Genomic DNA, 10,852 nt, shown 5'->3' on the forward strand with positions numbered 1-10,852 from the left:
ACCCCCTTACAGGACGTAGGTGGCGGAGACGTACAGGGTGCGGCCGGTGGGGATGACCGCGGTGGGCGTCCAGGAGCGGAGGGTGACCTGGGCGGTGGTGGCGTAGATCGTGCCGACACCGCACCCTTGGGTGTCCGTGGCCGCCGTGTCGAAGGTCATGGCCGGGGACCAGCCGGCCGGCAGGGTGCACAACGGCTGTTCGGCGATGACGCCGTTGGCGGCGGCGGTGATGTTCCCGCCGGTACGGGTGAGCGCGACCCGCACCATGACGACACCGGCGCGGGTGCGGCGACCGGAGAAGGAGACGAGATTCCAGCCGGTCTGCGCCGTCGCACCCGTGAAGACGGGTTCGATGTCGTACGGCGCGTGGTAGTTGACCCACGTGGTGCCGCTCCACCGCTGCAGCACCCCGTTGTTCTCGCGGAACTGCCCGATGTAACTACCGGTCGACAGCGTCCCGTTGGCGGCGACGCCGCCGATCTCCTTCGGGTAGGCGACCCAGGCGGTGCCGTCCCAGCGCTGGAGGTAGTGGGAGTTGTCGTTGTCCTGGTACTGGCCCGGGTACGCGCCGGCCGCGCCGGCGTTGTTGTAGACGGGCAGGATGCCGCCGGCGCTCACGATCGTGGTGCGCAGGTCGGTGACGACGCCGTTGTCGGTCCAGCCGACGCCGCCCGTTCCCGCCGAGGCCCCGGGCTTCACCCTGATGGCGAACAGCGTGAGCGAGAGCGGGGGCGGGGTGGGCGCGACCGGAGTGGCGCCCGGCTCGCCCCGGACGATCTCGATGGCCGCCTCGTACTTGCCGAGCGCGTCGGCGTCGTTGTCGTAGACACGGACGACGACGAGGTCGATGCGCGGGTTGAGCGGGTCGCCGTCGGCGAAGGTGAGGGTGATGTCCTCGTCCAGGGCGACCGGGTAGGCGCCGTCGGTGGTGGCGCCCTGGATGACGGCCTTTCCGTGGTAGACGGTGGCCGTCATCGGGCCGTTTCCGCTCAGCCACAGACCGCCGACCCGGAACTTGCCGTCGTACGTGCCGGGCAGGATCCCGGAGCGGGAGGCGAGCGGGTTGGCGGGCGTGGTGGCGCCGAGGGAGGTGATACGGGTGTTCTGGCGGGTCTGCCCGGTGGGCAAGAGCCAGCCGGAGCGTACGGGCATGGGGGCTCCTGTCGGACGGTCTGTGGGCCGGGTCAGTTCTGGGGGGTGACCATGATGAAGGTGCTGTCGAAGTTGCCCTTGATCTGGGTCGTGTTGGCGCCGACCTTGAACATGCCGGTGATCGTGTAGGTGAGCCCGGGTGTCATGCCGTAGAAGCGCGTTACGGACGCGATCGACGAGGCGGTGGCGCTGGTGTGGACGACGGCGATCTCGTCGTTCTCCGTGTAGTACGTCGTGGTGCCCTGGGTGATCCGGAGAGCCATCCATGCTGCCGTGGTCGAGGCCGAGCTGATTCGGGCGCCGTAGTTGACCAGGACAGCGCCCGACGCCGGCACGACGAAGTTGACCTTGAGGGGAGTGTCGACCGTCTCCGAGAGCGTCGGGGTGTATGTGGTCGACGTCGTCCACCCCGCGTCGTTGGATCCCCAGAAGTACGGCCCCGGGACCGCCGGCTTCCACGCCGAACCGTTCCAGCGCTGGAGCACACCGCCCGCGGTGTCCCGGTACTGGCCCGTGTAGGTGGCCGTGAGGGTGCCCGCGCTGTTCGGGATGATGCCGCCGAGCGCGGACGGGTACGGCACCCACGCGCCGCCGTCCCAGCGCTGGAGCGCGCCGCCGGAGTCCTGGAACTGGCCCGGGTAGGCGCCCGGGACGACCTGACCCTCCACGGGGAGGATGCCGCCGAGGGAGACGACCGCGGTGCGCAGGTCCTTCAGCGCGGTGTTCCAGTTGATGCCGCCGTTGCCCGCGCTGGCCCCGGCGGGCACCGTCACCTCGTACAGCGGGAGGCTGCGCGGCGGGGCGGCCGGGGCCTTCGGGGCGGCGTCGGCCCTGCCCACGATGACCTCGACCACGGCCTCGTTGCGCCCCGGTCCGTCGTACAGCGGGTCGTAGACCTTGAGGACGACGAGGTCGACGCGGTTGTACTGGGCGTCGCCCGGCCCGAAGGTGACCGTCTCCGCGGCCGGCAGGGTCACCGGGTAGGCACCCTGGGAGATGTCGCCCTGGATGACGGCCCGGCCGTCGGAGACGGTCGCCGACATGGCGGAGGCGCCGGTCATCCAGAAGCCGGAGAGCCGGTGCTGGCCGTTGTAGGAGCCCGGCAGGATGCCGGAGCGGACCTGGACGGGGTTGGCCGCGGTGGTCGCGCCGATCTGGGTGAGGCGGGTGTCCTCGCGGGTCTGGCCGGTCTCGGTGACCCAGCTGCTGCGCAGGTTCATGGGGTTCTCCAATCAGGAAGGTGTGCGGAGGCCGCGGAGGTCAGGACTTGATCCACTCGGCCGTGAGGGTGCAGGCGTAGCCGGAGCCGCCCAGGGTCTTCACCGCCGCGGTGTGGCTCTGGTAGGCGGCCAGCTGGAGGGTGTTGCCGGCGGTGAGCTTGAGCAGGCAGGTGCCGCCGATGGCGATGGCGCCGTTGCCCGCGGGGGTGAGCCAGGTGGCGCGCTGCACGCCGGAGCCGTTGACCACGACGCGGGCGCCGCGCATGCCGGTCTGGGCGTCGTTGGCGAAGACGGCGTGCCCCGAGACCCGCCACCAGCCGGTGCGCGGCACGGTGTAGGTGTGGGTTCCGTTCCAGCCGGTGGCCTCGTCGACGTCGACGGTCGGCAGGTTGAGCGCCGTCCAGGTGTTCGGCGCGATGCTCTGAACCTGGCCCGAGAGCGTCTGCGAGGTGGAGAGCAGGATGCTCGCCCGCCCCTGTGCGTACTGCCAGACCTGACCGTCCCAGCGCTGCAGGACACCGGAGTCGTCGCGGTACTGACCGCTGTACGTGCCGGCGGTCGCCGTACCGCTCGGGGCTATGCCGCCGAGCGCCCTGGGGTACGAGACCCACGTCGTGCCGTCCCAGCGCTGCAGGCTGGAGCCGGCGTCGCGGTACTGGCCGACGTACGCGCCCTTGAAGCCGCTGGTGGGCGTGATGCCGCCGAGCGCGACCACCGGCCAGTGCTGGGTGGTGACCCCGCCGGTGGTCCAGGCGATGCCGCCGGTGCCGGCGGAGCTTCCGGCCCGGACGGTAACCGTGTAGAGCGGGACGGTGGAGCCGGGGCCGGGGGCCGGGGCGGCCGGAACGGCCTTCGCCTCGCCCTTGACCAGGCGTAGGACGGCTTCCGTGGTGCCGGTCCGGTCGTACGCGTCGTCGACGACGGCCAGTTCGATCAGGTCGATCCGGTCGTACTGCGGGTCGCCGTCCTCGATCGTGAGGGTCTGCGGTGAGACGGCGGCGACCATATAGGCGCCCTGGTCGGTGTCCTTGCCCTGCACGATCGCCCGGCCGGTGCCGATCACGCACTGCATGGGCGAGGTCCCGGTCAGGACGAAGCCGCCCGGCACGATGCCGGGGCGGGAGCGCAGCGGAGTCTCCTCGGCGCTCTGGCCACTGGGCGTCAGCAGGGCGGCCAGGGCGAGGCGGGTGTCCTCGCGGGTCTGGCCGGTGGCGGTGAGCCAGGCGGCGGTGACGGTCATGGTGCGCCTCTCTGTTCGGAGGTGGTCGGAGGGACGGTGACCACCCGGCTCACCACTCGGCGCTGCGCCAGCGGACCGTCATCAGGGCGTCCTCGCCGGCCCCGTCGGGGCGGAACGCCAGCTCGGTGCGGCCCGGCTCCAGGAGGAAGAGTTCCTCGGGGCTGGAGTCGGCCATGGCGGTGTGCCGGCGTGAGGCGGTGTTGTTGAGCGTGACCGTGCCCTCGGCGGTGTCGACGACAAGTTCGTCGCCGGCGGCCAGGTCGATGGCGTACCGCAGCCGGCGTCGGCTGGTCCGCTCGGTGACGGTCGGCATGGAACACGGGCCGCGGAAGACGATCACCGGGTGGGTGGGCGCGGAGCCGGTGTTCAGGGCGACGGCGTCACCGGTGCTCTTGGCCTGGCCCCAGTCGAGCGGCCAGGTCAGTGGCCAGGTGAGCCCGGACTCGGGCTGCGGGGCGGTGGTGGTGGCGGTCTCCTCGTTGACGACGTACCGCCGGGGGTCGGCCGCGAGCCACTGGATGGACATCTTGGAGCTGCCCTGGGTGGCGAAGCCCTGGTCCGCGGGGACGATCCGCTGGGCGATCCGGGCGCGTACGGTGAGCAGTTCGCCGTGGAGCCGGACGGTGAGCCAGCGCTCCTCGTCGAGGAGGGCGAGGGCCTGGCGCAGGGCGCGGATGGCCTGGGTGGCCGCGCTGTACTCCGGCATCAGCACGATCGTCCCGCCGACCTTGCGCGGCTTGGCGTAGCGGGAGCCGGGCCAGGCGCCGTGGGAGGTGGGCCGGTCGGCGTCGGAGGTGTCGTACTCCGGCAGGTCCTCCCAGCCGGTGAGACCGGAGCGGTCGACGGCGAACGGGGTGCCGGGGCCGATGAGAAGCCCGGCCCACTGGATCTGCCCGTCCTGGGTGATCAGCGAGCCGGGCGCGACGTCGGCGGTGTATCCGGTTCCGGTGGCGTATGCGGTTGTGGTCTCGGCCATGGGGGCCGTCACCTCACTTCGGATGGGGTGTCAGGGGTGCGCGGTGAGGGGTGCGCCGTCAGCGGTGCGCGGTCGCGAGGAAGAGCAGGTCCTCGGCGGTCGACCGGGGGCCGGCGCCGGGCCGCTCGTGGAACTCCCGTACGCGGTGCGGCCGCGGGGGTGCTTCGGCGATGGCCGGGACGCGACGGTTCTCCAGCTGGGAGAGCGAGTCGATGCGGTAGTCGTCCGGCGAGCCGGGGGAGACGATGCCGCCCTCGGCGAGCATCGGGATCTTGTCGAGGTCGACGCCGAACTTCTTGCCGGTGAGGGGGATCTCGAAGCTGAGCTCGTTGAGTCCGTCGATGATCCAGTTGGCGAAGGCGATGAGGCCGTTGATCGGTCCCTTCACGACACCGAGCACGGTACTCAGAGCGCCCTCGATGAGATCGCCGATCCCGCGCAGGGAGTTGGTCACCGCGTCCTTCGCGGTGCGGAAGAACCCGGGCACCTTGTCGGTGATCCAGCGGCTGATCGGCTGGATCGCGCTCTTGATGCCGCCGATGGTGCGGGAGGCGATGGTGCGCAACGCGTTGGAGGCGGAGCGGACGGCGGAGCCGATCCTGGAGATCCCGCCGATCGCGGATCCGACGATCTTGAGCGCGGTCTTGAACACGGTGAGGTACGCCTTGACGTACGTGCCCACGGCCTGCCCGAGGACCTTCATGATCGGCTGGATGAACGTCCAGACCGCCCGCAAGCCCTTCAGCGCCTGCTCGAAGACCTGCTTGATGATCCGCTGGCCGGTCTGTGAGGTGACGGCCAGTTCGATGAGGTACGCCGCGATGGGCACGATCAGGCCGACGAGGAAGCCGAGCGGGTTGGCCCGCATGGCGACGTTGATGCCGGTCATGGCGACGGAGGCGACGGTCATGACGGTGCCGAAGGTGCCCAGGAGACCGGTGATGACATCGGTGATGGGCAGCAGCGGCAGGAGGATGCCGAGGACGGCTCCGGTGCCGGTGGCGATCTTGGCGGTGGCGGTACGGGCTTTGCCGGCCGCGGTGCCGATCCGCCGGACGCCCGTGGGCGCGGCGGACCGGCGGATCCTGGTCACGGCGGTGGCGGCCCCGGCCGCGCTCTGGCCGAGGCCGCGGAGGGAGGTGCCGGCGTTGCGGATGCCGGCGGCGAGGCTGTCGAGGCCGCCGGACGCCCGCTGGACGTCCTGCTTGAGCCGCTGCAGTGAGGTGCCCGCCTGGCCGAGTCCCTGTCTCAGCGAGTCCGTGACCGGGGCGACGCCCCGGAACGGGTTCGGCAGAGCGGCCGCGGCACTCATCCGCGTGCCTTCACCAGGTACATGAGCGCCTTCGCGGTCGAGTGCGGATCACTGCCCCGGGCCGCGTGGTAGTGCTCGATGTGCAGCCCGGCGACGGCGCCGACGGCCTGGGGGCCCTGGGCCATGCGGGCACGGCGGGCGGTGAGTTCGAGCAGCCGGTCCAGCTTGGAGAGCGGGAGCACGGCCTCGGCCTCGCCGGCCTCGGCGAGGATCGCCGGGACACCGCCGGTGCGGGGCATGACGACGCCGCCGGTGGCGAGCATGGGGATGGTCGGCAGGTTGACGCCGAAGGTCTTGCCGCCGACGATCGGCACCCAGCCGGGGACGCTGACCTTGACCCGGTTCAGGGCGCCGATCATTCGGTTGATCAGGCCGATGACGGAGTTGATCGGGCCCTTCACGCCGCTCTTGATGCCGTCGAACGCCCGGGACGCGATGTCCTTGAGGCCGTTCCAGATGGACGACATCTTGTCCTTGACGGCGCTGAACGCCTTGGGGATCGCTGTCTTGATCCAGTTGACCACCGGGGTGATCACGGCCTTGATGCCGTTCCAGACCGAGCTGATGACGGTCTTGATCGCCTTCATGACCGTGGTGATGACCGTCTTCCAGATCTTCACGTAGGTCTTGATGACGGTGGCGACGGCCTTGACGACGGTGGAGATGGCCTTCTTGATGCCGTTCCACACCGTCTTGATCAGATCGCCGGCCTTCTTCATGATCGGCCCGACGGCCTTCATGACCGAGCTGATGACGGTCTTGATGGCGCTGAACGCCTTCTTCATGATCGTCTGCATCGTCTTCGAGCGGGACGCCATCTCGACGACCTTCTCGATGAGCGGCATGAAGAGTTCGAGCAGCCGGGCGAGGATGTTGCCCTTCATGGACTTGTTGAGCTTGTCCTGGCCCTTGGCCGCCTTACCGGCGCCGGACTCGTACTTGCCGAGCTTGCCGCCGGCCGACTGAGCGGTGTTTCCGGCCTTCTTCATGGCGCGCTCGGCTTGGTCCGAGGCGGTCTTGAGGTTCTTGAGCTGGGTGCTGGAGCCCTGGGCGGCGGTCCTGAGGTTCTTGATCTGACCGTTCGCCGACCGGCCGGCGTCCCCGACCTTCTTGACCGAGGAACCGGCCCCGGACGCCTGTGTCTTGAGCGTGCGCAGGGAGTCGGACGCCTTCTTCATGGAACTGACGAGAGACATGGGTGTACCTCCTTTCGTGGCGGGGACGGGTCAGGAGCCGCCGGCGCCGGCGATGGCGGCGGCTGCGTCCGCGGCATCCTGCTTGAGGGTTCGGAATCGGGTCTGTAGGTTCTGACCGGCGCGGTCGAGCTTCTCGGCGGCTTCTGTGGCCGAGCGGAGATTCTGCGGAATCTTGTTGGGCGCGAAGTCCGCCATGTGGCTCTTGAGGGTGCCGGATTCCCTCGTGACGTCCTTGAGCCTGTCGAGGTCGGTGCCGTCGATCGCCAGGCCGAGCTTCTCGACGCCCTTGGCCGTCTTGCCGAGCGCTCGGCTGGAAGGCATGTTCGCGACGCGCTCGTTGAAGGTCCGGATGTGGGGGTTGACGTCGATGAGGGCATCCTTGAGGTTGCCCAACTCCGTGGGGCTGAGGGCGCCCCGGGCCATGGCGATGATCGGCGCGGCCTCGGCTTCGGCGCGGGGGCGGGCCCAGGGAATGCCGCTGTCGGTCAGCGCGAGAATCCGGCCCTGGGAATTCGGGTTGCCACGGCTGCGGCCGATTTTGGCCGTCACCTTTTCCAGGCCGGTGTTGAACAGCTTTCCGAGATCGAAGATCTTTCCCAGCATCATGACGCCGAGAGCTCCGATGGCCAGCGGAATGAGGCTGGTCAAATCCTTCTGATCCTTGATGGCGGCAAGCACGTCCTTGAAGCCCAACCCTTCGATGAGGGCTTCCCACCATGCCTTGTTCTCGTCCTTCCCTCCCTTGACCGCATCGATGATCTCCTTTGCCTTGGCGTCGAGTTCGGCCTTCGTGGCGGCAGCCGGAGGCGGAGTCTTATTGGCGGCGACAGCCTTGCTGACTTCTTCGAGCTTTGTTTTCACCTCGCCAATTCTGGCGAGTACTTCTGCGTGATCATCAGCCATTGTGCTCCCTCGAATCTTTTCTCGGGGTTGACCGGTAGGCAGGCCGTTGCTAGCTTTTTTGCGTCGTGTGGGCTAGGGAGGGGCGACTGTGGGGCAGTTCTTTGTCGTGGTGGGATCCTGTCTCGCCATCGTGGGGGGATTTACAGCCCTTGTGACGACCGGAAATGTCGTGATGTTTCTCCGGCTGCGCGCGCTCGAGCGCCGGGGCGTCCAGGGGGAGGCGGTCTCCTGGGCCCATGACGTCATGAACGGCAAGATCCGCGTCCACTACCGGGTCTCCCTTCCGGAGGGCGAGCGCGACGGGAACTTCTACGAACTGCAGCTCCAGGAGCCGGCCCCGGTGGGGACAGTGGTCCCCGTCGTCTACGACAGGAAGCGGCCGTCGAGGGCGAAGACGGGCGCCCCGGAGGACATTGACTCGTCCTCGGAGGGCTGGATCGCGAAGTACGTCACGGGCGGCGGGCTCGTCGTGCTCGTGCTCGGAATCGTGCTGGCCAAAGCCTTCTCCTGACGTGGCTCGGCTTCACGTGCCGTGAACAACGCGACAGCCACCCGCCCCAGTGATCGGGGCGGGTGGCTGTCGTGTCGGTTGCGCCGGCGGCGGTTCAGTCCTGACGCGACGTGCGGTCCAGGCGGTTGTCGCCCCGGGAGATGCGGCGGGACTCCGCGAGGGCGTCGCTCCAGCCCGCCGTGTACGCGAGGGTCTCGCAGCGGGAGACCTCGGCGTACAGCCTGCCGAGCAGCGCTCTCTTGTCGAGGGCGACGGGTCCGTCGAGGAGCTGGCGGAGGCGGTCCTGGAGCGGGATGTGCGGTCCTGATGCCCCGGCCTGCTGAGTCATGGACGCCTGCCTTCCGTTGCTTGCCCGTGCCTGTGTGGCGGCGCCGCGGAGCGGAGAGCGAGGGCGCCACAGTTTCGAACGTTTGTACGACTAGAGTGTGGAACACCTGTTCGGTGTTTGTCGAGCCGGAAACGCCTGACGGTGTGTCTTCCAGCCTGATCCCGGGCGAGGTTGGCTCCGGAATCTGCGCTGGTGTTCGACAGGGGTAACCTGGAGGCCGCGTTCCCTGGACCCGACTACTTCGGGGGGCGAGGGGCGGCGCGGGGGCGCGCGGGGGGACCCCCTGGGGGCTGGAAGGCAACTGACGCATGGATACGGAGCCGGGTGGCAGCCGGCAGGAGCGGGCCGTCGACTGGTTCGTGCCCCAGCCGGACCTGCCCCATCTCTTCGCGCTCCTCTCAGAGCTCGTCCATGTCCACGGGTACGCACCCGAGGAGCTCGTCGTGATACCCAGGGCCGAGGTCGACCGGCGGGATACGAACGCCTTCACGTCCGGTTGGGCCGAGGCCGTCTCGAACGAACTGCCGCGCATCCGCCGCGAGTACGAGAAACGCGTGGCCGACGCCTACGCGCAGGGGCAGAGTGACGCGCGTGGAATCCGTCGCCCCCAGCGCCGTACCGACGTCGGCTCCGAGGGGGCCCGGGTCATCGAGCTGCCCTTCGCCCGGTTCCTCGAACCGCCCGCGGCCGTGGTGGAGGCCGAGGAGCGGGTTCGTAGGGAGCGCCAACAGTTCGAACGGCAACCCGAACGCCCCGAGCGCCCAGAGCGCGCCGAACGCCCAGAACCCGAACCCGAGCACCAGACGGGACCCGAACCGGAGTCGGAACTCGACGTCGTCGTGACCGCGCACGAGAGCCGCGCCCGCAGGAACGCCCAGCCGGTACGGAAGGTCGTCCGGGGCAAGGGAGGCCGCCCGATCGTGCCGCCGCTGGGCGTACCGGCACAGCCCAGCCCCGCCGCGGAGCGCCGTGAACCCGATCCCACCGAACCCGGGCGCCCGGGTGGCAAGGGCCGCAGGCTCTCCGAGCGGGCCAGGGCTCTGGAGGGGGAGCTGGCCGAGCGAGCACAGGAAGCGCCCCCGGAGACCGATCCCTGACGGGAGCGGCTCCGGGGGCCGTGGGGGGTGTCAGCCGAAGAACCGGGCGAGGGCTCCGGGGGAGACCACCTCGCCGGTGTTCCCCTGCTCCGCGGAGTCATCGTCCTGTCCTTCTCCGTCCTCGTCGGTGGCACCCGGACGCGGAACGGGCTTCGGGGGCTCGGGCGAGTCGTCGTCCTCGCCCGTGTTGACGCAGGTGAACATCCAGTTGGCGACGGCCAGATGGTCCACCGCCGCCGCGAGGAGATGGTCGGTGATCGACCACTCGGCGGCCTCGCCGTGCAGTTCCAGCTGCACGGCGCTGTCCCGCGGCAGATGCTTGATCAGCGTCATCACGCGCCGGCTGGAGAGTTCACCCCGGTGCCAGTCGAGGAGATCGACGCGGTAGTAGCGGAGGAGATCCGCCTCAAGGGCCTCGGCGTGTTCGTCGACGAACTCGACGAGGCTCAGTCTTCCCCCAGGCCGAGCCCGGTCTCCTTGCCGTAGGCCTCCAGGATGGCGGCGATGTCCTGCATCGTGATGTCGTGCTGTTCGAACCGGGCGAACTGCTCCTCACCCATCAGGAGCGCGAGCAGGCCGTCCACGTCGTTGTCGTCGAGCTTGCGCAGGCCCTTGGCGGTCGCGCGGGAGAGCTCGGTGGGCAGGGTGTAGGACTCGCCGTCCAGTTCGAAGGACCAGGCGCGGCCGTGGGCCTCCTGTCGCTGGGCGCGGGCGGCGTTGACGTCGAAACGGGCCATGGTGATGCGTACTCCTTGTTCGAGTGAGTGAGGAGGAGAGGGGTGGGGGGGGGCGGCGGGGGGGCCGGCCCCCCCCCGGGGGGGGGGGGTGAAACTGGCGCCGGGGTAAGTCGGTACAAAAAGAGTTAAGTGGGCCCCCCCGAGACCACGCCCCAAAACCAAAGGGGGCAAATTTTTAAC

Annotated in this window: 12 protein-coding genes; 2 read left to right on the forward strand and 10 right to left on the reverse strand. The window is 69.5% G+C overall.

Annotated elements, in window-relative coordinates:
• Positions 1–6: 6 nt before the first annotated feature.
• The 7 genes from ACFWRO_RS29270 to ACFWRO_RS29300 are packed head-to-tail and all read right to left on the reverse strand — an operon-like array spanning position 7 to position 7,999.
• Positions 7–1,152, reverse strand: a complete 1,146-nt coding sequence (locus tag ACFWRO_RS29270) for a hypothetical protein (protein WP_384515162.1) — start codon at positions 1,150–1,152, stop codon at positions 7–9.
• Between the two features lie 32 nt (positions 1,153–1,184).
• A complete protein-coding gene (locus ACFWRO_RS29275; RefSeq protein WP_384515165.1) occupies positions 1,185–2,372 on the reverse strand; it encodes a hypothetical protein in 1,188 nt (395 codons plus the stop codon).
• Between the two features lie 40 nt (positions 2,373–2,412).
• Positions 2,413–3,612, reverse strand: a complete 1,200-nt coding sequence (locus ACFWRO_RS29280) for a hypothetical protein (protein WP_384515168.1) — start codon at positions 3,610–3,612, stop codon at positions 2,413–2,415.
• Between the two features lie 49 nt (positions 3,613–3,661).
• Positions 3,662–4,588 (reverse strand): phage distal tail protein, encoded by a 927-nt coding sequence (locus tag ACFWRO_RS29285; RefSeq protein WP_384515170.1) that lies wholly within the window; start codon positions 4,586–4,588, stop codon positions 3,662–3,664.
• A gap of 58 nt (positions 4,589–4,646) precedes the next feature.
• Complete coding sequence (locus ACFWRO_RS29290) at positions 4,647–5,900, reverse strand: tape-measure protein (RefSeq protein WP_384515173.1); 1,254 nt, start codon at positions 5,898–5,900, stop codon at positions 4,647–4,649.
• Positions 5,897–7,096: a phage tail protein gene (locus ACFWRO_RS29295; protein ID WP_384515175.1), complete on the reverse strand. Its 1,200-nt coding sequence runs from the start codon at positions 7,094–7,096 to the stop codon at positions 5,897–5,899. The genes ACFWRO_RS29290 and ACFWRO_RS29295 overlap by 4 nt, the downstream gene beginning before the upstream one ends.
• Before the next feature lie 30 nt (positions 7,097–7,126).
• Positions 7,127–7,999 (reverse strand): hypothetical protein, encoded by an 873-nt coding sequence (locus ACFWRO_RS29300; RefSeq protein ID WP_384515177.1) that lies wholly within the window; start codon positions 7,997–7,999, stop codon positions 7,127–7,129.
• A gap of 109 nt (positions 8,000–8,108) precedes the next feature.
• On the opposite strand from ACFWRO_RS29300, the gene ACFWRO_RS29305 reads away from it, so the two are divergent.
• Positions 8,109–8,510 carry a DUF3592 domain-containing protein gene (locus ACFWRO_RS29305; RefSeq protein WP_384515201.1) on the forward strand — a complete coding sequence of 134 codons (402 nt, stop codon included), beginning with the start codon at positions 8,109–8,111 and terminating at the stop codon, positions 8,508–8,510.
• Positions 8,511–8,604: 94 nt separating this feature from the next.
• On the opposite strand, the gene ACFWRO_RS29310 is transcribed toward ACFWRO_RS29305, so the two are convergent.
• Complete coding sequence (locus ACFWRO_RS29310) at positions 8,605–8,838, reverse strand: hypothetical protein (protein WP_384515180.1); 234 nt, start codon at positions 8,836–8,838, stop codon at positions 8,605–8,607.
• A 308-nt stretch (positions 8,839–9,146) separates the two neighbouring features.
• On the opposite strand from ACFWRO_RS29310, the gene ACFWRO_RS29315 reads away from it, so the two are divergent.
• Positions 9,147–9,935: a hypothetical protein gene (locus ACFWRO_RS29315; RefSeq protein WP_384515183.1), complete on the forward strand. Its 789-nt coding sequence runs from the start codon at positions 9,147–9,149 to the stop codon at positions 9,933–9,935.
• Between the two features lie 30 nt (positions 9,936–9,965).
• Here ACFWRO_RS29315 and ACFWRO_RS29320 read toward each other — a convergent pair whose 3' ends face one another.
• Positions 9,966–10,268 carry a hypothetical protein gene (locus ACFWRO_RS29320; protein WP_384515186.1) on the reverse strand — a complete coding sequence of 101 codons (303 nt, stop codon included), beginning with the start codon at positions 10,266–10,268 and terminating at the stop codon, positions 9,966–9,968.
• A 113-nt stretch (positions 10,269–10,381) separates the two neighbouring features.
• Positions 10,382–10,672, reverse strand: a complete 291-nt coding sequence (locus ACFWRO_RS29325) for a hypothetical protein (RefSeq protein WP_384515188.1) — start codon at positions 10,670–10,672, stop codon at positions 10,382–10,384.
• Between the last annotated feature and the right edge of the window lie 180 nt (positions 10,673–10,852).

Source organism: Streptomyces sp. NPDC058579, assembly GCF_042718575.1.
In the GTDB taxonomy this organism is placed as follows: domain Bacteria; phylum Actinomycetota; class Actinomycetes; order Streptomycetales; family Streptomycetaceae; genus Streptomyces.

Coding starts and splice junctions, on each gene's coding strand:
- ACFWRO_RS29280 (WP_384515168.1), bottom strand. CDS start 3,612: ATGACCGTCACCGCCGCCTGGCTCACCGCCACCGGCCAGACCCGCGAG.
- ACFWRO_RS29275 (WP_384515165.1), bottom strand. CDS start 2,372: ATGAACCTGCGCAGCAGCTGGGTCACCGAGACCGGCCAGACCCGCGAG.
- ACFWRO_RS29310 (WP_384515180.1), bottom strand. CDS start 8,838: ATGACTCAGCAGGCCGGGGCATCAGGACCGCACATCCCGCTCCAGGAC.
- ACFWRO_RS29315 (WP_384515183.1), top strand. CDS start 9,147: ATGGATACGGAGCCGGGTGGCAGCCGGCAGGAGCGGGCCGTCGACTGG.
- ACFWRO_RS29285 (WP_384515170.1), bottom strand. CDS start 4,588: ATGGCCGAGACCACAACCGCATACGCCACCGGAACCGGATACACCGCC.
- ACFWRO_RS29325 (WP_384515188.1), bottom strand. CDS start 10,672: ATGGCCCGTTTCGACGTCAACGCCGCCCGCGCCCAGCGACAGGAGGCC.
- ACFWRO_RS29295 (WP_384515175.1), bottom strand. CDS start 7,096: ATGTCTCTCGTCAGTTCCATGAAGAAGGCGTCCGACTCCCTGCGCACG.
- ACFWRO_RS29300 (WP_384515177.1), bottom strand. CDS start 7,999: ATGGCTGATGATCACGCAGAAGTACTCGCCAGAATTGGCGAGGTGAAA.
- ACFWRO_RS29320 (WP_384515186.1), bottom strand. CDS start 10,268: ATGACGCTGATCAAGCATCTGCCGCGGGACAGCGCCGTGCAGCTGGAA.
- ACFWRO_RS29270 (WP_384515162.1), bottom strand. CDS start 1,152: ATGCCCGTACGCTCCGGCTGGCTCTTGCCCACCGGGCAGACCCGCCAG.
- ACFWRO_RS29290 (WP_384515173.1), bottom strand. CDS start 5,900: ATGAGTGCCGCGGCCGCTCTGCCGAACCCGTTCCGGGGCGTCGCCCCG.